This window comes from Streptomyces sp. NPDC018029 (assembly GCF_044327655.1).
Classification (GTDB): Bacteria; Actinomycetota; Actinomycetes; order Streptomycetales; family Streptomycetaceae; genus Streptomyces.
Genome location: NZ_JBIRFV010000008.1, coordinates 438,727 through 462,613, shown reverse-complemented (window position 1 = coordinate 462,613; position 23,887 = coordinate 438,727). Strand labels below are relative to the sequence as shown.

Genomic DNA, 23,887 nt, shown 5'->3' with positions numbered 1-23,887 from the left:
CACGGATCCTCGGGGCTCTCAGAGCTGGCCGACGTCCGTGACCCGGACGACGGCGCGGCCCTCCTCGTCGGAAGCCGCGAGATCGACCTCCGCGCTGATGCCCCAGTCATGGTCGCCGTTCGGGTCGGCGAACGTCTGCCGGACGCGCCACAGACCGTGCTCAGGATCCTCCTCGATGAGCAACAGCTTGGGCCCGCGGGCATCGGGGCCGGTGCCGAGATCTTCGTACTCGTCCCAGTACTTGTCCATGGCCTCACCCCACGCGTCCGCGTCCCACCCGGAATCGGCGTCCAGCTCGCCCAGCTCCTCGACGTGGTCGAGGGCGGCCAGCTCGACCCTGCGGAACAGCGCGTTGCGGACCAGGACGCGGAAGGCGCGGGCGTTGGCCGTGACCGGCTTGACCTCGTCGGCCTTCTCCTGTGCCTCCTCCGCCGTCATGACCTCGGGGTTGGCCAGCTGCTCCCACTCGTCGAGGAGGCTGGAGTCGACCTGGCGCACCATCTCGCCGAGCCAGGCGATCAGGTCCTCCAGGTCCTCGGACTTCAAGTCGTCCGGGATGGTGTGTTCCAGAGCCTTGTACGCGCTCGCGAGGTAGCGCAGGACGATGCCCTCGGTGCGAGCGAGTTCGTAGAAGGACGTGAATTCCGTGAAGGACAGCGCCCGCTCGTACATGTCGCGGACAACGGACTTCGGGGACAGCGGGTGATCGCCGACCCACGGGTGGCTCGTGCGGTACGTGTTGTACGCGTGGAAGAGCAGCTCCTCCAGAGGCTTCGGGTACGTGATGTCCTGGAGCCGCTCCATCCGCTCCTCGTACTCGACGCCGTCCGCCTTCATCAGCGCCACGGCCTCGCCCCGCGCCTTGTTCTGCTGAGCCGCGAGGATCTGCCGCGGATCGTCGAGAGTGGATTCGACGACGGACACCATGTCCAGGGCGTACGAAGGGGACTCGGGGTCGAGGACTTCGAAGGCGGCGAGGGCGAAGGTGGACAGGGGCTGATTGAGCGCGAAGTCCTGCTGCAGGTCGACGGTCAGACGCACGATGCGGCCCGTCGCGTCCGGCTCGTCGAGCTTCTCCACGACGCCGCCGGCGAGGAGGGAGCGGTAGATCGCGATGGTCCGGCGAATGTGCCGCAGCTGCTGCTTGCGCGGCTCGTGGTTGTCCTCGAGGAGGTGCCGCATCGCCTCGAAGGCGTTGCCGGGCCGGGCGATCACGGAGAGCAGCATGGTGTGCGTGACCCGGAACCGGGAGGTCAGCGGCTCGGGCTCCGAGGCGATGAGCTTCTCGAAGGTGCTCTCGGACCAGGCGACGAAGCCTTCGGGTGCCTTCTTGCGGACCACCTTGCGGCGCTTCTTCGCGTCGTCGCCGGCCTTGGCGAGCGCCTTCTCGTTCTCGATGACGTGCTCGGGCGCCTGGGCGACCACGAGCCCCGCCGTGTCGAAGCCCGCACGGCCGGCGCGCCCGGCGATCTGATGGAACTCCCGCGCGCGCAGCGTGCGGACACGCGTGCCGTCGTACTTCGTGAGGGCGGTGAACAGCACGGTGCGGATCGGCACATTGACCCCGACCCCGAGGGTGTCGGTGCCGCAGATGACCTTGAGGAGGCCTGCCTGCGCGAGCTTCTCCACCAGGCGGCGGTACTTGGGCAGCATGCCGGCGTGGTGCACACCGATCCCATGGCGCACGTAACGCGAGAGGTTGCGGCCGAACTTGGTGGTGAAGCGGAAGTTGCCGATCAGGTCGGCGATCTTGTCCTTCTCCTCGCGCGTGCACATGTTGATGCTCATCAGCGACTGTGCGCGCTCGACCGCCTGGGCCTGGGTGAAGTGGACGATGTAGACCGGCGCCTGCTTGGTCTCCAGGAGCTCGGTGAGCGTCTCGGTGATCGGTGTCAGACGGTACTCGTACGACAGCGGCACCGGTCGTGTCGCGGACCGGACGACCGAGGTGGGCCGGCCCGTGCGGCGCGTCAGGTCCTTCTCGAACATGGAGACGTCGCCGAGCGTCGCCGACATGAGGATGAACTGCGCCTGCGGAAGTTCGAGCAGCGGGATCTGCCAGGCCCAGCCGCGGTCCGGCTCGGCGTAGAAGTGGAACTCGTCCATCACGACCTGGCCGATATCGGCGTGCTTGCCGTCACGCAGCGCGATCGAGGCGAGGACCTCGGCCGTGCAGCAGATGACGGGAGCGTCGGCGTTGACCGACGCGTCGCCGGTCAGCATGCCGACGTTCTCGGTGCCGAAGAGCTTGCACAGGTCGAAAAACTTCTCCGACACCAGAGCCTTGATCGGCGCCGTGTAGAAGGTGACCTTGTCCTGGGCCAGAGCCGTGAAGTGGGCGCCCGCGGCGACCAGGCTCTTGCCGGAGCCGGTCGGCGTGGACAAGATCACGTTCGCCCCGGAGACCACCTCGATCAGTGCCTCCTCCTGGGCCGGGTAGAGGGTGATGCCCTGGTCCTCGGCCCACGACGAGAAGGCTTCGAAGAGGGCATCTGGGTCGGCGTCCGGCGGCAGCTGATCGATAAGGGTCACACCCCCATCTTGCCTTCCTTCCTGCCCGATCACGGAACCGGAGGTATCCACGAAGATCACGAACGCTACGCTGTGTCGCCAACGGGGCGTCAGAACAATGGAAATGGGGCGGGCAACACCAATGATGGGACCGGCACACTCACTGTCGGGGGCGGCGGCCTGGCTCGGGGTCGGTGCCGCGGCAGCGGCCGCGGGGCACACGATGCCCTGGCCGGTCCTCCTCGTAGGAGCGCTGATCTGCGCCGGAGCGGCGCTCGCGCCCGACCTCGACCACAAGTCGGCGACCATCTCGCGAGCCTTCGGGCCGCTCTCACGGGGGCTGTGCGAGATCGTCGACAAACTCTCGTACGCCGTCTACAAGGCGACCCGCAAACAGGGAGACCCGCGTCGCTCGGGCGGGCACCGCACGCTCACGCACACCTGGCTGTGGGCGGTGCTGATAGGAGCGGGCGCGTCGGCCCTGGCGATCTTCGGCGGTCGCTGGGCGGTGCTCGGCATCCTCTTCGTCCATATGGTGCTCGCCATCGAAGGCCTGCTCTGGCGGGCCGCCCGCGGGTCGAGCAGCGATGTCCTGGTGTGGCTGCTCGCCGCGACGAGCGCCTGGATCCTCGCCGGCGTCTTGGACAAGCCGGGCAACGGCTCCGACTGGATGTTCACCGAACCCGGCCAGGAGTATTTGTGGCTGGGGCTGCCGATCGTGCTCGGCGCGCTGGTGCACGACATCGGGGACGCGCTGACCGTATCCGGGTGCCCGATCCTGTGGCCCATCCCGATCGGCCGCAAGCGCTGGTATCCGATCGGGCCGCCGAAGGCGATGCGGTTCCGGGCCGGGAGCTGGATCGAGCTCAAGGTGCTGATGCCGGTGTTCATGCTGCTCGGGGGAGTGGGCGGCGCAGCGGCGCTCAACTTCATCTGAGGAATACCTCTCATCCGAAGCGTGGCCAAGCCCATGCCGAGGCTGATGCCCACGTCGCTCCCGGCTCAGGTCGTGCGCCGGTGCTCCCCGTGCCAGGAGTGCCAGAGCGCGGCGTAGGCGCCGTCGGCCGTCACGAGGTCGTCGTGGGTGCCGAGCTCGGTCACCCTGCCGTCCTCCATGACCGCCACGCGATCCGCGTCATGGGCCGTCTGCAGCCGGTGGGCGATGGCGATGACGGTGCGCCCTCGGAGGACGGCGGCGAGGGCCCGTTCCGTGTGCCGCGCCGTCGTCGGGTCCAGGAGCGCGGTGGCTTCGTCCAGGATCAGTGTGTGCGGATCGGCGAGCACGACGCGGGCCAGGGCCAGCTGCTGGGCCTGTGCTCCGTGCAGGCGATGGCCTCCGGGGCCCAGCTCGGTGTCCAGACCGGCCGGCAGGCCGTCGGACCAGTCCGCACCCACCGCGGTGAGGGCGGCTTTCAGCTCGACGTCCGTGGCGGACTCCGCCGCGATGACGAGGTTGTCCCGGAGAGTGCCGAGGAAGACGTGGTGCTCCTGGGTGACGAGGACGACCTGACGGCGCAGCCGGTCGGGCGGCAGGTCGGCGATCGGTACGCCGCCGACGGTTACCGTGCCCTCGACCGGTGCGTCGATCCCTGCCAGGAGTCGGCTCAGAGTGCTCTTCCCCGCCCCCGACGGCCCGACGATGGCGAGGCGCTCGCCAGGATGTACGGAGAGGTCGACGCCGTGCAGGACGTCGGCGGTGCCGCTGTAGGCGAAGCGCACGCCGTTGACCTCGATGCGGTCGTCCTCAGGGGTGCCGCCGTGGGGGAGGAGGGGAGTGGTGGCGCCGGTAGGGCCCGTCGGGGTTGCGGCCAGGCCCTCGACCCGGGCGAAGGAGGCGCCGCTGCTCTGCAGCTGTTCCACCTGCTGCAGGATCGTGTCCAGCGGCTGGGAGAGCTGCTGGAGATAGAGGGCCGAAGCGACCACCGTGCCCAGGCTCACGGAGCCCTGGTCGTGCAGGATCCCGCCGAGGAGCAGCACGGCGACGACCGGGACGGCGTACGAAATGTCGATGGAGGGGAAGAGGACGCTGCGCAGGAACAGTGTCCGGTCGTGGGCGGCGACACACCGTCCGATCTCCGCCTCACTGTCCGCGACACGACGCTCGCGCAGACGCAGGGCCTCGACGGTGCGGGCCCCGGAGGCCGTGGCCGCGAGGACCTCTGCCAGCGCGGAGTGGGCGGTTCCCTGCTCGAGGTAGGCGGAGTGCGCACGGCGCAGGTACCAGCGGGTGGCGAACCAGATGCCGGTGAGGCCGACCACACCGCAGACACCGAGCAGCGGGTCCAGCAGAAAGACTGCGCCGAGGATGAACAGCGCTTGCACGGCCGCCACGAAGACATCCGGCCCGGTGTCGCGCAGCATCTGCCCGGCGGTCACGACGTCGGTGGTGCCGCGGGCCGTCAGATCGCCTGCTCCGGCCCGCTCCACGACGGAGGCCGGCAGGGCGAGGGCCCGGTCGACGAATTGCTCACGAATGCGGCCGAGGGTCCGTTCGCCGAAGCGATGGGCGAGGTAGCGGGCGTGGCGCGCCAGAAGGAGCTGGGCGACGGCGCCGACAAGAATGCCGAGGGCGAGGCGGTCGACGGTGTCGACGCCTCCGCCGGCCCTGACCGTATTGATGATGCGTCCGAGGAGCCAAGGGCCGACGAGCCCCGCCGCCGCGGCAAGGGCATTGAAGACGATCATCGTGACGAAGGCGCCGGTGTCCTGCCGGATGAGCCGGAGGGCGGCATCTCGGACCTGGCGGTGGTCGGCCACGGGCAGGTGTCCGGGCGCGGGATCGGCCACGTCCTCGCGGCGGGGCGGCGTCATCGGAGTGCCTCATGAGTCGGCTCGGCGGGAGGTCGGAAGCGCTTCTGTCCCTGTGGCGTGTCCTGCTCCTCCGCCTCGTCGCCCTCTTCAGCCCCGCGCGACACCAGGCGTCGGTAGCCCGGATGGCCTGCCAGCAGGTCGGCGTGGCGGCCGACGGCGGCGACGCGGCCGTCCACCAGGTGGTACACGACGTCGGCTTGGTCGAGAACGAGGGGAGACGTGCTGGTGACGAGGGTCGTGCGACCGTCGCGGGCGGCGCGGAGACGGGACGCCATGTTCGCCTCGGTGTGGGCGTCGACCGCCGATGTGGGTTCGACCGCCAGGAGCACCTCGGGGTCGGCGAGGAGGGCCCGCGCCAGGCGGACGCGCTGACGTTGGCCGCCGGAGAGGTTGCGGCCCTGTGCGTCGAGGAGGGCATCGAGCCCGTCCGGGAGGCCGAGGACGATGTCGCCGGCCATGGCCGCCTCGACCGCGCGGGCGATGGCGTCCTCGTCCGGATCCCCCCGGCCGGAAACGGCGGCACGCAAGGTACCGGCGAAGAGGTCCGCTTCGTTGTCCGCCACCAGGATCCGGGCCCGCACCTCGTCCAGCGCGACGGCGTCGAGGCGGACCGAACCCCATGTGACGGAGGAGGGAGCGAACCGGCCGAGCCGGTCGACGATCTCCGTGCCGTCGGACGCGCGAGCGCTGACGAGCGCGGTGAGGAGTCCGGGGGCGACCTCGACGCCGGACGAGGGATCGCGCAGCACGGACGGTGTCGCGGGGCCAGGGACCGCAGCCTCCTCCGAGTTCGCCCGGTTCTCGTTCTCCCAGCCCTGCGGCTCCAAGTTCAGGAAGTCGACGACCCGACGCGCGGCGACGAGGCCCCGGCCGATGTCGTAGCTGCCCTCGATGAAGAACGTCACCGGCACCACGAGCACGGCGACGTAGCCGTAGATGGCCACCAACTCACCAACAGTGATGGTGCCCTGAGCGGCCATGCGTGCGGCGAGCCATGTCACAGCGGCCAGGAACAGGGTGGGCAGCCCGAGACCGAAGGCCTGGATCCAGCTCATGCTCGACCCGACCCGGTAGCCCTCGTCCCGCAGTTGGCGGGAGCCCTCGCGGTAGCGGGCCGCGAACACCCCTTTGCCACCAAGGCCGTTGAGGACACGGAGCCCGCCCGCGAGGTCTCCGAGGGTCGCGGCGAGTGCGCCCTGGCGCTCCCGGTAGGCCGTCTCCGCCCCTTGCAACCGGCTGAGGAGCGGCCCGATCAGCACGGCGAGCAGAGGCACGCCGACCAGCACCACCACAGCGAGCAACGTGGAGACGGACAGCAACAGCGCGGCCACCACGAAGTAGGCGATCACCGAGCCCACACCAGGCCCGGTCACGGTGAGGGTCTGGCTGATCACACCGACGTCGGAGTGGCCGATCGTGACGACCTCACCGGCCGAGACACGGCGGGGCAGCGCGGCGCCGAGCCGGGTCGCGTGGTCGACCACGACCCGCACGGTCCGGAAGTAGGCGTCGAGCCGGATCCGGGTCATCGTGCGATGCCGCATGATCGCCAGCCAGGCGTTCAGGACGCCGATGCCGAACAGGGCCGCGCACCAGCCCACCAGGGCGGACCGGTCACCCGTCCGCAGGCCCTCGTCGATGGCGCGCGACAGGACATACGGGGGAAGCGTCAGGCAGACCATCCACGCGCTGCCCAACACGGCTCCGGCGGCCACCCGGCGAGGCTGGCTGACGGTCACCCACCACAGGTAGCGGGCGGGCCCGCGCCGATCGGGGACGCCGGGTTCCGTGGACGATGCAGCCATCCACGAACCCTAACTACCCTCTTCCGGAGGCCAATAGGGCCCCCTGTGCTCAGCGAGCCCGCCTCCCCGCACGCCCGGTCCTGCCTACCCGTGCTCAGCGAGCCCGCCTCCCCGCACACCCGGCCCTTCCTACCCGTGCCAGGACCGCCACAGTGCCGCGTACGCACCGTCCGCCGCCACCAGCTGGTCGTGGCTGCCGAGTTCGCTGATCCGGCCGCTCTCGACCACCGCGATGACGTCGGCGTCATGTGCGGTGTGCAGTCGATGGGCGATCGCCACGACCGTGCGGCCGTCCAGGACGCGGGCGAGGGAGCGCTCCAAGTGCCGTGCTGCACGCGGGTCGAGGAGCGAGGTCGCCTCGTCCAGGACCAGCGTGTGCGGGTCGGCGAGGACCAGTCGGGCCAGGGCGATCTGCTGCGCCTGTGCGGGCGTCAGTGCGAACCCGCCCGAGCCGACCTCGGTGTCCAGACCCTCGTCGAGGCCACGCGCCCAGTCGGCCGCGTCGACCGCGCCGAGGGCAGCCCACAGTTCGGCGTCCCGCGCTCCGGTTCTGGCGAGGAGGAGGTTGTCGCGCAGAGAGCCCACGAAGACGTGGTGTTCCTGGTTGACCAGCGCCACATGGGCGCGCACCGCCTCCGCGGGCATGTCCGACAGCGCGGCGCCCCCCAGGGTGACATGACCGGTGCGCGGTCCGTAGATCCCGGCGAGAAGCCTGCCCAAGGTCGACTTGCCCGCGCCCGACGGACCGACCAGCGCGACACGCGAGCCGGGTTCGACGGCCAGAGACACCTCGCGGAGCACGTCGACGCCCGCGCGGTAGCCGAAGTGGACGTCGTCGGCGAGGACATGTCGTCCCTCCGGAGTCACGGAGGAGTCGCCCGCGTCCGGCTCGATGTCGCGCACGCCGACGAGCCGGGCCAGCGACACCTGGGCGACCTGAAGTTCGTCGTACCAGCGCAGGATGATCCCCAGCGGGTCGACGAGCATCTGCGCGATCAGGACCCCGGTGGTCAGCTGGCCGACGCCGATCCAGCCCTGGAGGACGAAGACTCCGCCGATCATCAGCGTCGAGCAGAGCACGGTCGTGTGGGTGAGGTTGATCACCGGGAAGAGGACCGACCGCAGGTAGAGGGTGTACCGCTCCCAAGCGGTCCATTCCGCGATGCGGCGCTCCGACAGTTCGACGCGGCGGCGGCCGAGGCGGTGGGCCTCCACCGTGCGTCCCGCGTCGACGGTCTCGGTGAGGGCGGCGGCCACGGCGGCGTATCCGGCGGCCTCCGAACGGTAGGCGGCGGGAGCCCGCTTGAAGTACCAGCGGCAGCCCATGACGAGAAGGGGCACGGCGACGAGCACGGCGGGTGCCAGCGGCGGTGCGGTGACGACGAGCCCGCCGAGCAGCAGCACCACCCACACCACGCCGATGGCGAGCTGCGGCACGGCCTCACGCATGGCATTGGCCAGCCGGTCGATGTCCGTGGTGATGCGCGACAGCAGGTCGCCGGTACCGGCCCGCTCCAGGACGCCGGGCGGCAGCCCGACGGAGCGCACGAGGAAGTCCTCCCGCAGATCCGCCAGCATCCGCTCGCCGAGCATCGCACCGCGCAGCCGCACCTCGCGCACGAAGAAGGCCTGCACGAGGAGGGCCGCCGTGAACAGCCCGATGGTGAGTTCGAGGTGAAGGTCCGGTGCGTCGTCCGAGACCTTCTCGACCAGACCGCCGAGGAGATAGGGGCCGACCATCGAGGCGATGACGGCGAGCGTGTTCACCAGGATGAGCAGGAGGAAGGACCGGCGATGGCGCCGGAACAGTTCGCGGACGTAGTCGCGCACGGTCGTGGCCGAGCCGACGGGCAGGGTCTCCGCCGTCGTGGGGGCCGCCGGATCGTATGCCGGGGGCGCCAGGCCGATCATGCCGTCTCCTCGATGTCGAAATTCGCCAGGGCGTCCGAGGAGCCGGTCAGGGCCTCCGCGGCGACGCGGTCCGTGCGTTCGGTGTGTTCGGTGTCGGTCTCCCGGGTCACGACCGCGCGGTATCGCGGTTCGCTGTGCACCAGTTCGCGGTGGGCGCCCACCGCCGCGACCTCGCCGTCCGCCAGGAAGACGACACGCTCGGCTCGGTCGAGGAGCAGCGGTGACGAGGTGAGCACCACGGTGGTGCGCCCCCGGCGCAGTTGCCGGATGCCGTCGGCGACCCGGGCTTCGGTGTGCGAGTCCACGGCGGACGTCGGCTCGTCGAGCACCAGTGCCTCGGGGTCGGCGACCAGTGAACGGGCCAGAGCGAGGCGTTGGCGCTGGCCTCCGGAGAGGGAGCGGCCACGTTCCGTGAGGTGGGCGGCCATGGGGTCGTCGTCCACCGACGCCTGCGCGAGCGCGTCCAGGACGTCGGAGCACTGCGCCGCGGCCAGCGCCTCCTCGGGGCTGACCGCGCCCGACGCCGGTACGTCGAGGAGGGCGCGAAGGGTTCCGGAGAGCAGGACGGGGTCCTTGTCCTGGACGAGGACGGCGGTGCGGGCTGTGTCCAGCGGCAGGTCGTCCAGCGGTACGTCTCCGAGACGCACGGACGGCAGGCCCGCGGCGTCGTCGAAGGCGGGGTGTCCGCCGAGCCGTTCGGCGAGCCGTCCCGCCTCGTCCGGGTCGCCGCACACCACGGCGGTCAGGCGACCCGCCGGGGCGAGCAGGCCCGTCGCGGGGTCGTACAGGTCACCGGAAGGCGCAGGCGGGTCACCCGCCGAAGACTCCGCATCCGCGGAGTCCGTAGCCTTCGGCGCCGTCCGCTGCAGGGCGAGAACCCGGGCCGCTCGCTTCGCGGAGGGCCGGGAGAAGGAGTACGCCATGGCGATCTCCTCGAAGTGCCGCAGCGGGTAGTTGAGCATCATGATGGCGCTGTAGACGGTGACGAGTTCGCCCACCGTGACGCGGCCCTCGCGGGCGAGGTGCACGCCGTGCCAGACGACCGCGATCAGCAGCAGCCCCGGCATCAGGATCTGGATCGTCGAGATGACGGCCCACATCCGGGCACTGCGCACCGCGGCGGAGCGGACCTCCTGCGAGGCGCGGCGGTAGCGGTCGAGGAAGAGTTCCTCGCCGCCGATGCCGCGCAGCACCCGCAGCCCGGCGACGGTGTCCGACGCCAGTTCCGTGGCCCGCCCCGCCTTCTCGCGCTGGAAGTCCGCCCGGCGCGTGGCGCGGGGCAGCAGCGGCAGCACGGCCATCGCGAGCACCGGGATGCCGACAGCGACGACGACACCGAGGGCGGGCTGGTAGACGACGAGACCGACGCAGACCAGGACGACGGTGAGCGCGGCCGCCGCGAACCGCGACAGCGCCTCCACGAACCATCCGATCTTCTCGACGTCACCGGTGGAGACGGCTACGACCTCACCGGCGGCGACACGCCGGGTCAGCGCGGAGCCGAGCGCGGCGGTCTTCCGGGCGAGCAGCTGCTGCACGCGCGCCGCGGCCGTGATCCAGTTGGTGACCGCGGTGCGATGCAGCATGGTGTCGCCCACCGCGATGCCGATGCCGAGCAGGCCGATCAACGCGCCCCCCAGGGCGAGCCGGCCGCCGGAGCGGTCGAGCACGGCCTCGACGGCGACGCCGACCATGTAGGGCAGGCCCGCGATGGAGCTGAAGTGCAGCAGGCCCCAGGCGAGAGACTTGAGCTGCCCGCCGAGCTGGTTGCGGCCCAGCCACAGCAGGAAGCGCGGCCCCGACCGGACGTCGGGGACACCGGGGTCGGGAAACGGAAGGTCGCGAATCTGCATGACGTCCCAGGACTAGGTGCGGCGGCGTCGCTCCGACGAGGAGTTCGAAGGAGCGGACGGCGGTTACAAACCGTGAAAGGTTCGCCTCGCGCGGTGGTCGGAAGCAAACGGTTTTCCGCCCCGGGGTAAAGAATCGGCCCGGTCCCGCCGTGCGCCGTGGCGGTGGACAGGGGGAGCGCGGAGCGGGTGCGACCATGGACGGATGCGAATAGCCGGTGGGGTGCGAGTGGTGGTCGCGGCAGCGGCCTGCGGTGTTCTTCTGACGTCCTGCGCGAGTGGGAACGACGACGGTTCGCGGAAGGGCGACGCCGGCGGGGAGCACGGCAAGAATGCGGGACACGGCCAGAGTGACCGGGCCGGGGCCGACGACCCCCGGCGCATTCCGGACGTCGGCGACCGTCTGCAGTCAGAGATTCCTCGGAACTCCCGTCAGGTCGTGGCTGTCTACGGCGACGGTGAGGACTCGGCGAAGTCGACCGTCGTGCTCTACACGAAGTCGGGCAGCAAGGACACCACCTGGGAGAAGGCCCGCAGCTGGCCCGCGCACAATGGCAAGAAGGGGTGGACCACCGACCACCGTGAGAACGACAAGCGCAGCCCGGTGGGAGTATTCACGCTCACCGACGCGGGGGGCGTCCTCGCGGACCCGGGGGCCAAGTTCCCCTACACGGAGTCGGTGTCCATGCAGGCCCCGCACTACTGGCCCAAGACGCACTGGCACGACTTCGACTACGTCATCGCCATCGACTACAACCGCGCCAAGGGCACCCCGCCGAACGACCCGACGCGGCCGCAAGGGCAGGCGAAGGGCGGCAGCATCTGGCTGCACATGGACCACGGCAGCGGTACGTCGGGCTGCGTGAGCCTGTCCAAGGCGGGCATGAAGTACCTGCTGCGCACGCTCGACCCGAAGCAGCACCCGGTCGTGGTGATGGGTGACAGGGCGAACCTACGGGCCTGAGCACGACGCGGAAGACAGGGCGCCCCGGCAGGGCGCCCCGGAGGCCGGGGGGGGGGAGAGGCCGCACCATTGCGGTGATCGGCGACCGCCCCATAGAAAGCCTCCATGAGAAGACGCGTCATGTCCATGCTCGCCGGAGCGGCCCTCGCGGCGAGCACCCTCCTCGGCGCCGGCCCGGCCGCGGCCGCCACGCCCCCACCGGAGTTCGGGAACGACTGGCACGACCCGATCACCGCCGCGCCACCCGTGCCGAAACCGCCCACCAAGTCCTGTGAAGTGACGGTCGCCGAAGCGCAGTTCAAGGACTTCACGCCGTACAAGGGTGACTACGCCCCTCCGGAGAAGTGCGGCAAGGGCGACTGGGGCAAGGTGGTCCTGCGGCTCGACGGAAAGGTCAAGGGACGCCAGTACGACCGTCTCGGCTACCTCCGCATCGGCGGCGTCGAAGTCTTCCGTACGTCGACTCCGCAGCCGTCGGTCGACGGCATCACCTGGTCCGTCGAGAAGGACGTCACGCGGTACAGCGACACTCTGGCCCGCGCCCAACAGGTCGAGATGCTCATCGGGAACGTCGTCAACGACACCTACACCGGCATCATCGACGCCAAGGTCAAGCTGACCTTCTACCAGCAGCGGAAGGCGGACGCCGCCGCCCGCGAGACCCCGGACCGGATCATCCCCCTCGGGGATGGAGCCACCGGCACCACCCTCACCACCCCGCGCAACAGCGAACGCATCGTCGCCGAGGTGTACGCCACGGGCTCCGGCGGAGGCGGCGAGGAGTACTGGTACCTGACCGTGCCCGACGCCGCGCCCTACTCCTGCAAGGCCGACAAGGGCCCCTACCGTGAGGTGCAGGTCAAGGTCGACGGCCGGCTGGCGGGCATCGCCGCGCCGTTCCCGACCGTGTGGACCGGCGGCTGGTCCAACCCCTTCCTCTGGTACGTGATCCCAGGACCGCGCGCCTTCGACATCAAGCCGATCGAGTACGACCTGACTCCCTTCGCGGGCACCCTCAACGACGGCCGCCCGCACCGGGTGGAGGTCTCCGTCGCCGGCGTACCCGAGGCACAGACCGGCTGGAGCACACCGGTCAACGTACTGGTCTGGCAGGACGAGAAGAGCGACCTCGTCACGGGCAGCCTGACCCGTCACAAGGAGGGCGACCTCGCCAACAAGTCGACTTACACGCCCGGTTCGGGCGGCGAGGCGCACCGGCTCGACACGGAGGGCGGCCACCGGCTGAGCGTTTCGGGGTACGTGAACACTTCCCACGGCCGCGTCTCGACGACCGTGACGCGCACCCTCGCGAACACGTCCGTCCACCGCTGGACGGACGGCGAGTCGACGGACGCGCTCAAGGCCACATGGACCGACCGCGAGACGGTCACGACGGGCCATCGCGCCGCGCGCACCGACCGGACGTACACCATGGACGGCACCACGACGCTCGGGGCCGGCGACCGGCTGCGGACCGAGATCTCCCTCGGGGACCGCGCCGAGAGCGTCACCGAACGCGGTGGCCGGCGCACCGGCTGGTCGGTGCTGGACGACCGTTACGACGGCGACGCGACGTACACCGCCAACGTCCCGCGCGATCAGCGGCACGCCGTGGGCATCTCGCGCGAGCGCTACCGCCTGGTCGGCGACACGGGCTGCTACGACCGGACCCTCTCCACCGTCCAGGGAACCCTGACGGAGGACCGCCGGCGCTGCTGACCGGCGAGGACGCCGAGGCCCGAGGGCGGGCTCGGTGGCTTGAACCCGCCACCGAGCCCGCCCGGGCCCTTACGCCTTCGGCTTCTCCGAGTCCATTCCCGGCCGGGCCTTCCTCCACAGCCCGCGGGTGAAGTCCGGGATCGCCTGCGGTGCGCCCTTCGCCTTGATCGACAGATGGCTGAGCGGCACGGGTGCCGTCCATGTCGCGGCGTCGTACACGTCGAAGTCCGGTACCAGGCCGAGCTGCATGGTCTGCATCAGCCGGAAGATCATGATGTAGTCCATGCCGCCGTGGCCGCCGGGCGGGTTGGAGTGCTCCTTCCACAGCCAGTGGTCGAAGTCGGCGTACTTGGAGAAGTCGGCCCACTGGTCGTCCGTGTGGTCCGGCTCGATGTAGATGCGGGCGGGGTAGTCCTCGAAGACGCCCTTCGTGCCGCCGAGGCTGTTGATGCGGGAGTAGGGGTGCGGGGTGCTGACGTCGTGCTCCAGGCGGATCACCCGCCCCTTCGCCGTCTGGACGAGACTGATCGTGCGGTCGCTCTCGATGTACGTCTCCTTCCAGCTCGGGTCACCCGGGGGCATGTGCGCCTTGCGGTACTCGGCGAGGCCGAGGGCGGGCGTGCCGAAGCTGGAGATGTGCGTGACGCGGTCGCCGCGGTTGACGTCCATGTAGTTGGCGACCGGGCCGAAGCCGTGGTTGGGGTAGAGGTCGCCGCGCAGCCGGGTGTGCCACAGGCGCCGCCACGGACCTTCGTAGTAGTCGGGGTCGAACATCAGACCGCGCAGGTCGTGGTTGTAGGCGCCCGCTCCGTGCAGCAGCTCACCGAACTTGCCCGCGTGCGCCATGCGCAGGACGCGCATCTCGTTCTTGCCGTAACAGCAGTTCTCCAGCTGCATGCAGTGTCTGCGGGTGCGCTCGGACAGGTCGACGAGCTCCCACAGCTCGTCGAGGCGCATCGCGATCGGACACTCCACACCGACGTGCTTGCCGTTGACCATCGCCGACTTGGCCATGGCGAAGTGGAGTTCCCAGGGCGTCGCCACGTACACGAAGTCGATGTCGCCGCGCTTGCACAGGTTCTCGTAGTCGTGCTCGCCCTTGGTGTACGTCGCGGGGGCGGGCTGGCCCGCGGCCGTGACCTTCTTCGCGGCGGCCGCGGTCTTGTCCTTGACCGGGTCGCAGAGCGCGACCACACGCACGCCCGGTATCGCGAGGAACAGGTCGATCATGCTGCCGCCGCGGTTGCCGAGTCCGATGATCCCGACCCGCACCGTGGAGCGCCGCTCGAACGGCACGCCGATCATGGTGTCGCCCTTGCGGGCGGGAGCCTCGGCCGTCCCTGTGTCCGACGCCGGGGCGGCCGCGGCCGCGGCTGCAGGGGTGTCGGCGTGTGCCGTGCCGCCGGCGAAGGCGCCGACTCCGAGTCCCGCACCGGCGAGGCCCGCCGTGCGGAGCACCGTGCGCCGGGAGTGGCCGTCTCCCGCCGCGCTCCGGGTGCCGTCGTCGGGGGTGGTGCCGTCAGGGGTCGGGGTGGCGTTCTCGTCGTGCATCGGACCTCCGTAGCTGAATGTCGGCTGGTCTCTACCACTGGGGCGGAAGCCACCCTGGTGGCGGCCCGGCCGGGGCGCAAGAGACTGGAGGGACCGAAGAGTTGGATTTATCGAAGGAGCATCAGGGGGTACGCGGAATACCGGTCAGGGACGTGTCGCGCGCTCCAACTCAAGGAGTACGGAGTAGTAGCCGCGGCCCGTCGCGTGGTCCATGCCCACCTCGCACATGCGGTTCGCCGAGAGGTGCGCGTCGAAGGCGCGGGACGTGACTTCCGCCGCCTCCTTGCGCGTGGCCGATTCCGTGAGCTCCTTGTGGAGCATGCCGCGGTCGCCCGCGAAGGCGCAGCATCCCGCGTCGTCCGGGACGACCACCTCGTCCGCGCAGGCCTCGGCGACGGCCCGGAGCTGTGGCTCGTCGCCGAGGTGCTGCATGGAACAGGTGGGGTGCAGCACCGCGGAGCCGACCGTGCGGTGCACCGTCAGGTGGGGGAGGAGCTCGTCGGCGGCCCAGACGATCGAGTCGACGACCGTCAGCTCCCGGTGCAGCTCGCGGTTGTCGGCGGTCAGATACGGCACGACCTCGTGTGCGATGCCGAGCGTGCAGGACGAGGCGTCGACGATCAGCGGCAGGCGACCGCCGGCCGTCCAGCCCCAGGCCGCCTCGACGATGCGATTGGCCATGACCCTGTTCCCGGCGTCGTACCCCTTGGAGTGCCAGATCGTCGCGCAGCACGTCCCCGCGACATCGTCCGGAATCCAAACCGGCCTCCCCGCGCGCGTGGAGACGGCGACAACGGCCTCCGCCAAGGAGCGGTCGCCCGGCCCGCCGAAGATGCGGTTGACGCACGCCGGGTAGTAGACGGCCGAGGCGCCGACGCGTCGGGTGCGCGGCAGTCTGCGTGCGGCGGCGCCGGGGATCTGCGGCAGCCACTCGGGGACCAGGTCCGGACGCACGGCCTTGCGGGCGGTGCGGGTCACCGCGGTCAGCAGCCGGTCGCCGATCCTGTCGGCGGCGGCCACCGCCAGCCGCGCGGACGCCTCGACGGCCTTGAAGTTCCTCGCGGCGAGGGCGGCCGCCTTCTCCTCGCGGGGCGAGTGCCGCGCATGACGGAAGTCCTTCATCAGGGCCCCCGTGTCGATACCGACGGGGCAGGCGATCCGGCAGGTCGAGTCGCCCGCGCAGGTGTCCACGGCGTCATAGCCGTACGCCTCGACGAGGCCGTCCTCGACGGGAGAGCCCGCGGGCTGGCGCATCATCTCGCGGCGGAGCACGATGCGCTGGCGCGGTGTCGTGGTCAAGTCCTCGCTGGGGCAGGTCGGTTCACAGAAGCCGCACTCGATGCACGGGTCGGCGATCGGCTCCACCTTGGGGATGGTCTTCAGGCCGCGCAGATGAGCCTTCGGATCACGGTCGAGGACGATGCGGGGCGCGAGCACGCCGTCCGGGTCGATGACCTGCTTCGTGCGCCACATCAACTCGGTCGCCTTCGGCCCCCATTCGAGCTCCAGGAAGGGGGCGATGTTGCGTCCCGTGGCGTGCTCGGCCTTCAGGGAGCCGTCGAAACGCTCCACCGTCAGGCGGCAGAACTCGTCCATGAACGCGGCGTAGCGCTCCACGTCGGCGGGGACCGCCGCGTCGAAGGCGAGCAGGAAGTGGAGGTTGCCGTGTGCCGCGTGGCCCGCGACGGCGGTGTCGAAGCCGTGCCGCGTCTGGAGGTCGAGCAGCGCTTCGCAGGCCTCGGCGAGCCGACCCGGCGGAACCGCGAAGTCCTCGGTGATGAGTGTCGTCCCCGAAGGGCGGGAGCCGCCGACAGCGGTGACGAACGCCTTGCGCGCCTTCCAGTAACCGCCGATCGTCTTCGCGTCACGGGTGAACGTGTTCGTCACCGACGGGACGGGCGCGACCAGTTCGAGCCCTTCGAGGACCTGGGCGGCCGCCGCCTCGTACGCCTCCTGTGCGGCCTCGTCCGGGGCGCGGAACTCCACCAGGAGGGCGGCCGTGGACTTCGGGAGGCCGGCCCAGTCGGCGGGCACGCCCTGGACGCTGACCGATGCGCGCAAGGTGTTGCCGTCCATCAGCTCGACGGCGAGCGCGCCCGCGGCAGTGAACAACGGCACCGCCGCGGCGGCCGCGGGCAGCGAGGGGAAGAACAGCAGAGCGGTCGTCGTGTGCCGCTCCAAAGGCAGCGTGTCGAAGACGACCTCGGAGATGAAGGCGAAGGTGCCCTCGGAGCCGACCATCAGGCCGCGCAGGATCTCCACGGGCGTCGCGCCGTCGAGGAAGGCGTCGAGGCGGTAGCCATTGGTGTTCTTGATCTCGTACTTGGCGCGGATGCGGGCCACCAGCTCGGTGTCCGCCTCGATCTCCCGCTTGATGGCCAGCAGGCCCTCGCACAGCTCCGGTTCCGCGTGCGCCAGGTGCTCGTCGGCGTCCGGCTCGGCCGTGTCCACGACCGTGCCGGAGGGGAGGACGAAGGTGAGTGAGGCGACTGTGCGGTACGCATTGCGGGTGGTGCCCGCGGTCATGCCCGACGCGTTGTTCGCGACGACGCCGCCGACGGTGCAGGCGATCGCGCTCGCCGGGTCGGGGCCGAGCACCCTGCCGTATCGGGACAGGGTGGTGTTGGCGCGCACGATCGTCGTGCCGGGGTCGATGCGGGCGCGCTCGCCCTCGCCGAGCACCTCGACGCCCGACCAGTGCTTGCGCACGTCGACGAGGATGTCCTCGCCCTGCGCCTGGCCGTTCAGCGACGTGCCCGCCGCGCGGAAGACGACTTCGCGGCCCTTGCCGTGCGCGTACGACAGGACGGCCGACACGTCGTCGATGTCCTCGGGGACGACCACGACCTGCGGCACGAAGCGGTAGGGGCTGGCGTCCGACGCGTACCGCACGAGGTCGGAGATCTTCGTCAGGACCTTGTCCGCGCCGAGCAGCGCGGTCAGGTCGGAGCGCAGCGGCTCAGGGGTGCCGCCGCCCCGTCGGTCCGGCACGCGGTCGTGCGACGGGCCCTCCGTGCGCGACGCGGGGCCGGGGCGCAGGGTGTCCGGCTCGGGCTCCAGCAGTGGCATGAGCTCTCCTCGACGGTTGCGGCGGCGGACGGTGTCAGCAGCGGCGGACGTCCGGCACGTCGAACAGCGCGTTCAGCAGGACGCCCAGCTGGGCGCGTTGCTCGGTGTCCAATGGAGCCAGGATGTCCTCCGCGGCGGCGCGGCGCGCGCCGCGCAGCTCACCGAGGGCCTTGAGCCCGGCGTCGGTGAGCTCGATCCGGATCACCCGGCGGTTGGTGGGGTCGGGTGCGCGTCGCACGAGATCGGCGGCTTCCAGTGCGTCGACCAGGGTGGTCACGGCGCGTGGCACGACTTCTAGGCGCTCGGCGAGGTCGGCCATGCGCGGCGGGGTCTCGTAGTGCGCGAGGGTGCGCAGCAGGCGGGACTGCGCGGGTGTGATGCCGATCGGCACCAGATGGCGCTTCTGGATCCGCTGCAGCCTGCGGGTCAGCCGCAGCAACTGTTCGGCGAGCAGGCCGTCGGGGTCCGGGGTGTTCATGCGGGAACATTACCAGGACCTTGTGCATTGTGAGTATAGGTAACAGTGAGCTATGCTCCCTGAGTCATCGTCGTCCGAAATCCCGAAGGAGCCCATGCGTCACGACGAACCCACCTGGACGCCGCAGCCCCCCGCCCCCGGCGAGGAGCCGCAGCCGCGCCAGATGCGCCGCATCCTCCGCCTCTTCCGGCCCTACCGAGGCCGCCTCGCGCTCGTGGGCCTGCTGGTCTGCGCCGCGTCGCTCGTCTCGGTGGCGACCCCCTTCCTGCTCAAGGAGATCCTCGACACCGCCCTGCCGCAGGGGCGCACGGGCCTGCTGAGCCTGCTCGCGCTCGGCATGATCCTCAGCGCGGTCGTCACGAGCGTCTTCGGCGTCCTGCAGACCCTGATCAGCACATCCGTCGGCCAGCGCGTCATGCACGACCTGCGCACCGCGGTCTACGGCCGGCTGCAGAGCATGTCCCTCGCCTTCTTCACCCGCACCCGCACGGGCGAGGTCCAGTCCCGCATCGCCAACGACATCGGCGGCATGCAGGCGACGGTCACCTCCACCGCCACGTCCCTCGTCTCGAACCTCACGAGTGTCATCGCGACCGTCGTCGCCATGCTCGCCCTCGACTGGCGGCTCACGGTGGTCTCGCTCCTGCTGCTCCCGGTCTTCGTGTGGATCAGCCGCCGCGTCGGCCGTGAGCGCAAGAAGATCGCCACGCAGCGCCAGAAGCAGATGGCCGCGATGGCCGCGACGGTCACCGAGTCGCTCTCCGTGAGCGGCATCGTCCTCGGTCGCACCATGGGGCGGGCCGACTCCCTCACCAAGTCCTTCGCCGAGGAGTCCGAGCGGCTGGTCGACCTGGAGATCCGGTCGAACATGGCGGGCCGCTGGCGCATGGCCGTCATCTCGATCGTCATGGCCGCCATGCCCGCCGTCATCTACTGGACCGCGGGCATCGCCTTCCAGGCCGGCGGCCCGACCGTCTCGCTCGGCACGCTCGTCGCCTTCGTCTCGCTGCAGCAGGGCCTGTTCCGCCCGACGGTGAGCCTCCTCTCGACCGGCGTGCAGATCCAGACCTCGCTCGCGCTCTTCCAGCGCATCTTCGAGTACCTGGACCTGCCCGTCGACATCACCGAGCCGGAGAAGCCCGTGCACCTCGACGAGATCAAGGGCGAGGTCCGCTTCGAGAAGGTCGAGTTCCGTTACGACGAGAAGTCGGGCCCCACCCTCCAGGACATCGACCTCGTCATACCCGCGGGCGGCAGCCTCGCCGTGGTCGGCCCCACCGGCTCCGGCAAGTCGACCCTGAGCCATCTGGTGCCCAGGCTCTACGACGTCACGGCCGGCCGCGTCACCCTCGACGGGGTCGACGTGCGCGACCTCGACTTCGACACCCTCGCGCGTGCCGTCGGCGTGGTCTCCCAGGAGACGTATCTCTTCCACGCCTCGGTCGCGGACAACCTCCGCTTCGCCAAGCCCGACGCCACCGACGAGGAGCTCGCGACCGCCGCCCGCGCCGCCCAGATCCACGACCACATCGCATCCCTCCCCGACGGGTACGACACGGTCGTCGGCGAGCGTGGCCACCGCTTCTCCGGCGGTGAGAAGCAGCGCCTGGCCATCGCCCGCACCATCCTGCGGGACCCGCCGGTCCTCATCCTCGACGAAGCGACCAGCGCCCTGGACACCCGCACGGAGCGAGCCGTGCAGGAGGCCATCGACGCGCTGTCCGCGGGCCGGACCACCCTCACCATCGCCCACCGCCTCTCCACCGTCCGCGGCGCCGACCAGATCGTGGTCCTGGACGCCGGCCGCACCGCGGAGCGCGGCACCCACGAGGAGCTCATGGAGTGCGACGGACGTTACGCCGCCCTCGTTCGCAGAGACGCCCAACTGGAGCCGGTGACGTGAAGATATGCCAGGAATATGAGCATTTGCGGGTTACCGTGCCCGCATGCAGACCAAGACTCCGAGACGGGGCACGACTCAACTGACGCGCCGGGGCCGGATCGCCCTGATCGCGACCGGAGCCGCCGTCGCGGCAGCCGCTGTGGCGGTGCCGCTGCTGCTTCCTGACGACGACGCACAGCCCGAGACGCTGACCATCCCGGAAGGGTGGCGCTCGGGGCAGGTGTACGCGGCCGTGGACAAGGCCCTCGGGGTGCCCGCCGGCACCACGAAGAAGGCTCTCCCGAAGGCCGGCCTCAAACTCCCCCGCGACGCCGGCGGCAACCCCGAGGGGTACCTCTTCCCGGCGACGTACCCGATCGACTCGCGGTCGACTCCGGCATCCGTCCTGTCGTACATGGTGAACACGGCGAACAAGAAGTTCGGCGGCGGTCAGGTCACGGCGGGCGCAGACCGGAATGCCGTGAACCTCTACCAAACCGTCACCATCGCGAGCATGATCGAGGCCGAGGCGGGCTCCAAGGAGGAGATGGGCAAGGTCGCCCGGGTCATCTACAACCGCCTTGACCAGGGCATGCCGCTACAAATGGACTCCACCATCAACTACGCGCTCAACCGCTCCACACTGGCCACCAGCGAACGTGACACCAAGATCAGCAGCCCGTACAACACCTACGCACGCATGGGGCTGCCGCCCACGCCGATCGGCAATCCCGGAGAAGAGGCGATGCGGGCGGCCATCAACCCGACTCCGGGGAACTGGCTGTACTTCGTGACGGTAAAGCCGGGAGACACGCGTTTTACGGCGAGCTTCGAGGAACACCAGAAGAACGTGGGGGAGTTCAACAAGGAGAAGTAGCAGGAGGCCAGGGCGAGATAGGGGGACTCGCCGGGGTTCGGCTTCTCCTTGACCTCAACCGTGGTTCAGGTACAACGCTTTTCTCAACCGTACCGCTCAGTATGCAGGAGGAGCCGACCATGGCCGCACCGATATCACGTGCCTTTCCCGACGTCCGGCGCGCGGACGCCGGGACGATCCTCGTCAGTTCCTGGACCCTGCCGGCGCCGGGGGTCCAGAAGCAGGCCGCGGACCTGGTGATCGAGGAGTGGGAACACCAGGAACGCCCGGCGGCGATGCTGTCGTTCACCACATTCCTCAGCGAGAACGGCCGTGAGGTACTGAATTACGCGCAGTGGACGGACGACGACTCCCACCGCGAGTGGGCACGCGCGGCCCAGAACTCCGAGCAGCTGAGCAGGGTCGACCGCATGGTTCTGGGCATCGAGCGGCCCGGGGAGGTGCGCTATTCCCTCTATCGCAGCTATGCGACCGAGGAAAGGGCGGAAAGCACCCCCGGCGCACTGGTCACGCCCATCTTCGAGACCGACGGGCCCGACCGGCAGCGCGCCTTCATCGACGGTGTGGTGGCGATTCTGGAGCGGACCCGCCCGCCGGGTCTCCTCGCGGCCCATTTCCACACGAGCAAGGACGGCCGGCTGGTGCTCAACCACGGGGAGTGGCGGGACATGTCGGCCTGGCGGCGCTTCACCGAGGGGGGCGGCACCGTCGAGCTCGGCGTGATGATCGACGGCCTGGAGGGCGTCACTCCGGCCCCCACCCAGCCCAGCGTGCCGCGCTACCTCCCGTACAAGAGCCTGGTGAACGTCGCCGCGCCCTGAACAGCGGCAAGCGAAGGTGAGCTTCGCCGCGCGCTGAATCGTCGTGCCATGAATCGTCGTGCCGTGAATCGCCGCGCCCTGAACCACCGCTCCCGGAGTGGCCGTCCGGCCTCTTGTGCCGCGCCGACTGGCGCGAGAGGCTGGCATGCGCTCCGCGCAGAATCAGCAGAACCAGCAGAACCACGGGCAACAACCGCACCGCGCACCGCACATGATCCGACCCCTTCTGGTCAACGAAAGGTTCAGGTGCACCGGGAATGAGAATGCCCTCCCGTCGGCGGCAGGCAGCGGTGCTGCTGTCCGCCGCGCTGACCGCCACTGGACTGCTCGGCGCCACTCCCGCCACTGCCGCCGCCACCGCCACGCACGTGACCCCCGGCGACTCCGTCGGCTCCACCGCCCCCGACAGGAAGCTGCGGCTGGCGAGCGGCTTGGAGACCCCGGTGCCGAACGGCTGGATCGTCGTGCTGAAGGAACCCGGTCCGGGGAGCAGCAGCGCCGCTGTCGGCTCCTCCGCCGTGCCCGTCGTGGCGCGCGAGCTCGTCGGCCGGGCCGAAGGGGCGCGGCTCGGGCACGTCTACCGGGCGGCGCTGCACGGCTTCTCCGCCCGGATGAGCCGCGCACAGGCCGCCGAGCTGGCCGCCGACCCCCGCGTCGCGTACGTCCGCCAGGACACCCGGGTCCGCGTCGACACCCCACGGGCCGCCCCGCCCCGGGCCGAGGCCGACGGGGTATCCACCCGCGAACAGACCCAGCCCGACGCGCCCTGGGGACTGGACCGCATCGACCAGCGGCGCCTGCCCCTGTCCACCACGTACACCTACCGCACCACCGCTCCCGGTGTGAGCGTGTACGTCATCGACACCGGACTGCGGACCACGCACACGGAGTTCGGCGGCCGGGCTTCGGTCGGCACCGACACCGTGGGCGACGGCCGGAACGGCGACGACTGCAACGGCCACGGCACCCACGTGGGAGGCATCGCCGCGGGCGCGACGTACGGCGTGGCGAAGCAGGCCCGCCTGGTCGCGGTGCGGGTCCTCAACTGCCAGGGCTCGGGCACCACCTCGGGCGTCGTCGCGGGTGTCGACTGGGTGACGGCGAAGGGCACCAGGCCCGCGGTCGCGAACATGAGCCTCGGCGGAGCGGCCAGCGACGTTCTCGACAGCGCGGTGCGGCGCTCCATCCGCTCCGGGGTCACCTACACCGTCGCGGCGGGCAGCTCCGGACAGGCGGGCGGCGCCTGCAACACCTCGCCCTCACGGGTGGCCGAGACGATCAGTGTCGGCGCCAGTGACCGGGGCGACGGCCGGGCTTCCTCCTCCAACCACGGCAACTGCGTGTCCCTGTTCGCGCCGGGCGTGCAGATTCCCTCGGCGTGGAAGGACAGCGACACCGCCACCGCCACGCTCAACGGCACGTCGATGGCCAGCGGGCACGCGGCCGGCGCCGCCGCGCTGCACCTCGGTTTCCGGCCCACGGACACGCCGGCGCAGGTCAAGCGAGGCCTCGTCGACAACGCGACCACGGGTGCGCTCCAGGGCACCCCACCCGTCACACCCGACAGACTCCTCTACACCCTGTACCTGCCCTAGAGGTACACCCTGTACCTGCCCTAGGGGCTGTGCGGCGAGCGAG

Annotated in this window: 15 protein-coding genes; 7 read left to right on the top strand and 8 right to left on the bottom strand. The window is 70.5% G+C overall.

All coding sequences use genetic code 11. From position 1 onward, the window contains the following. Positions 1 to 18: 18 nt before the first annotated feature. Positions 19 to 2,592 (bottom strand): DEAD/DEAH box helicase, encoded by a 2,574-nt coding sequence (locus ACH4D5_RS26015; RefSeq protein ID WP_398306915.1) that lies wholly within the window; start codon positions 2,590 to 2,592, stop codon positions 19 to 21. 61 nt (positions 2,593 to 2,653) lie between these two features. Here ACH4D5_RS26015 and ACH4D5_RS26010 point away from each other — a divergent pair, with 61 nt between their 5' ends. Next, positions 2,654 to 3,448: a metal-dependent hydrolase gene (locus ACH4D5_RS26010; protein ID WP_398306913.1), complete on the top strand. Its 795-nt coding sequence runs from the start codon at positions 2,654 to 2,656 to the stop codon at positions 3,446 to 3,448. Positions 3,449 to 3,513: 65 nt separating this feature from the next. Here the strand turns inward: ACH4D5_RS26010 and ACH4D5_RS26005 are convergent, their stop codons facing one another. From ACH4D5_RS26005 to ACH4D5_RS25990, 4 genes are all read right to left on the bottom strand, one after another. Then, positions 3,514 to 5,322: an ABC transporter ATP-binding protein gene (locus tag ACH4D5_RS26005; RefSeq protein WP_398306911.1), complete on the bottom strand. Its 1,809-nt coding sequence runs from the start codon at positions 5,320 to 5,322 to the stop codon at positions 3,514 to 3,516. After that, positions 5,319 to 7,127 (bottom strand): ABC transporter ATP-binding protein, encoded by a 1,809-nt coding sequence (locus tag ACH4D5_RS26000; RefSeq protein ID WP_398306909.1) that lies wholly within the window; start codon positions 7,125 to 7,127, stop codon positions 5,319 to 5,321. Before ACH4D5_RS26000 ends, ACH4D5_RS26005 begins: the two co-directional genes overlap by 4 nt. Positions 7,128 to 7,256: 129 nt before the next feature. Next, positions 7,257 to 9,038 carry an ABC transporter ATP-binding protein gene (locus tag ACH4D5_RS25995; protein ID WP_398306907.1) on the bottom strand — a complete coding sequence of 594 codons (1,782 nt, stop codon included), beginning with the start codon at positions 9,036 to 9,038 and terminating at the stop codon, positions 7,257 to 7,259. Then, entirely contained in the window at positions 9,035 to 10,891 is a 1,857-nt protein-coding gene (locus tag ACH4D5_RS25990) for an ABC transporter transmembrane domain-containing protein (protein ID WP_398306905.1), read from the bottom strand. The genes ACH4D5_RS25995 and ACH4D5_RS25990 overlap by 4 nt, the downstream gene beginning before the upstream one ends. 202 nt (positions 10,892 to 11,093) lie before the next feature. Here ACH4D5_RS25990 and ACH4D5_RS25985 point away from each other — a divergent pair, with 202 nt between their 5' ends. Then, on the top strand, positions 11,094 to 11,852 hold the full coding sequence (locus ACH4D5_RS25985; protein WP_398306903.1) for a L,D-transpeptidase family protein: 759 nt from the start codon (positions 11,094 to 11,096) through the stop codon (positions 11,850 to 11,852). A gap of 105 nt (positions 11,853 to 11,957) precedes the next feature. Further along, positions 11,958 to 13,571: a peptide-N4-asparagine amidase gene (locus ACH4D5_RS25980; protein ID WP_398306901.1), complete on the top strand. Its 1,614-nt coding sequence runs from the start codon at positions 11,958 to 11,960 to the stop codon at positions 13,569 to 13,571. A gap of 69 nt (positions 13,572 to 13,640) precedes the next feature. Here ACH4D5_RS25980 and ACH4D5_RS25975 read toward each other — a convergent pair whose 3' ends face one another. The 3 genes from ACH4D5_RS25975 to ACH4D5_RS25965 all read right to left on the bottom strand — a co-directional run bounded on the left by ACH4D5_RS25975 (position 13,641) and on the right by ACH4D5_RS25965 (position 18,669). Continuing rightward, positions 13,641 to 15,122, bottom strand: a complete 1,482-nt coding sequence (locus tag ACH4D5_RS25975) for a Gfo/Idh/MocA family protein (protein ID WP_398306899.1) — start codon at positions 15,120 to 15,122, stop codon at positions 13,641 to 13,643. Between the two features lie 144 nt (positions 15,123 to 15,266). Beyond that, positions 15,267 to 18,191 carry an FAD-binding and (Fe-S)-binding domain-containing protein gene (locus ACH4D5_RS25970; RefSeq protein ID WP_398306897.1) on the bottom strand — a complete coding sequence of 975 codons (2,925 nt, stop codon included), beginning with the start codon at positions 18,189 to 18,191 and terminating at the stop codon, positions 15,267 to 15,269. 34 nt (positions 18,192 to 18,225) lie between these two features. Further along, positions 18,226 to 18,669 carry a MarR family winged helix-turn-helix transcriptional regulator gene (locus tag ACH4D5_RS25965; RefSeq protein WP_398306895.1) on the bottom strand — a complete coding sequence of 148 codons (444 nt, stop codon included), beginning with the start codon at positions 18,667 to 18,669 and terminating at the stop codon, positions 18,226 to 18,228. A gap of 94 nt (positions 18,670 to 18,763) precedes the next feature. Here ACH4D5_RS25965 and ACH4D5_RS25960 point away from each other — a divergent pair, with 94 nt between their 5' ends. From ACH4D5_RS25960 to ACH4D5_RS25945, 4 genes are all read left to right on the top strand, one after another. Further along, the gene (locus ACH4D5_RS25960) at positions 18,764 to 20,572 is read left to right on the top strand and encodes an ABC transporter ATP-binding protein (protein WP_398306893.1); all 1,809 of its coding nucleotides are present in this window, start codon (positions 18,764 to 18,766) and stop codon (positions 20,570 to 20,572) included. A 43-nt stretch (positions 20,573 to 20,615) separates the two neighbouring features. Continuing rightward, positions 20,616 to 21,428, top strand: a complete 813-nt coding sequence (mltG, locus tag ACH4D5_RS25955; RefSeq protein ID WP_398306891.1) for an endolytic transglycosylase MltG — start codon at positions 20,616 to 20,618, stop codon at positions 21,426 to 21,428. A gap of 119 nt (positions 21,429 to 21,547) precedes the next feature. After that, positions 21,548 to 22,249, top strand: coding sequence for an antibiotic biosynthesis monooxygenase (locus ACH4D5_RS25950; protein WP_398306889.1), 702 nt, complete (start codon positions 21,548 to 21,550; stop codon positions 22,247 to 22,249). Positions 22,250 to 22,512: 263 nt separating this feature from the next. Beyond that, positions 22,513 to 23,844 (top strand): S8 family peptidase, encoded by a 1,332-nt coding sequence (locus ACH4D5_RS25945; RefSeq protein ID WP_398307100.1) that lies wholly within the window; start codon positions 22,513 to 22,515, stop codon positions 23,842 to 23,844. Positions 23,845 to 23,887 lie beyond the last annotated feature (43 nt).

What these genes read in the sequence shown, in the direction of transcription:
- ACH4D5_RS26010 (WP_398306913.1), top strand. Translation starts at nt 2,654, where the DNA reads ATGATGGGACCGGCACACTCACTGTCGGGGGCGGCGGCCTGGCTCGGG.
- ACH4D5_RS26005 (WP_398306911.1), bottom strand. Translation starts at nt 5,322, where the DNA reads ATGACGCCGCCCCGCCGCGAGGACGTGGCCGATCCCGCGCCCGGACAC.
- ACH4D5_RS26000 (WP_398306909.1), bottom strand. Translation starts at nt 7,127, where the DNA reads ATGGCTGCATCGTCCACGGAACCCGGCGTCCCCGATCGGCGCGGGCCC.
- ACH4D5_RS25995 (WP_398306907.1), bottom strand. Translation starts at nt 9,038, where the DNA reads ATGATCGGCCTGGCGCCCCCGGCATACGATCCGGCGGCCCCCACGACG.
- ACH4D5_RS25990 (WP_398306905.1), bottom strand. Translation starts at nt 10,891, where the DNA reads ATGCAGATTCGCGACCTTCCGTTTCCCGACCCCGGTGTCCCCGACGTC.
- ACH4D5_RS25985 (WP_398306903.1), top strand. Translation starts at nt 11,094, where the DNA reads ATGCGAATAGCCGGTGGGGTGCGAGTGGTGGTCGCGGCAGCGGCCTGC.
- ACH4D5_RS25980 (WP_398306901.1), top strand. Translation starts at nt 11,958, where the DNA reads ATGAGAAGACGCGTCATGTCCATGCTCGCCGGAGCGGCCCTCGCGGCG.
- ACH4D5_RS25975 (WP_398306899.1), bottom strand. Translation starts at nt 15,122, where the DNA reads ATGCACGACGAGAACGCCACCCCGACCCCTGACGGCACCACCCCCGAC.
- ACH4D5_RS25970 (WP_398306897.1), bottom strand. Translation starts at nt 18,191, where the DNA reads ATGCCACTGCTGGAGCCCGAGCCGGACACCCTGCGCCCCGGCCCCGCG.
- ACH4D5_RS25965 (WP_398306895.1), bottom strand. Translation starts at nt 18,669, where the DNA reads ATGAACACCCCGGACCCCGACGGCCTGCTCGCCGAACAGTTGCTGCGG.
- ACH4D5_RS25960 (WP_398306893.1), top strand. Translation starts at nt 18,764, where the DNA reads ATGCGTCACGACGAACCCACCTGGACGCCGCAGCCCCCCGCCCCCGGC.
- mltG (WP_398306891.1), top strand. Translation starts at nt 20,616, where the DNA reads ATGCAGACCAAGACTCCGAGACGGGGCACGACTCAACTGACGCGCCGG.
- ACH4D5_RS25950 (WP_398306889.1), top strand. Translation starts at nt 21,548, where the DNA reads ATGGCCGCACCGATATCACGTGCCTTTCCCGACGTCCGGCGCGCGGAC.
- ACH4D5_RS25945 (WP_398307100.1), top strand. Translation starts at nt 22,513, where the DNA reads ATGCCCTCCCGTCGGCGGCAGGCAGCGGTGCTGCTGTCCGCCGCGCTG.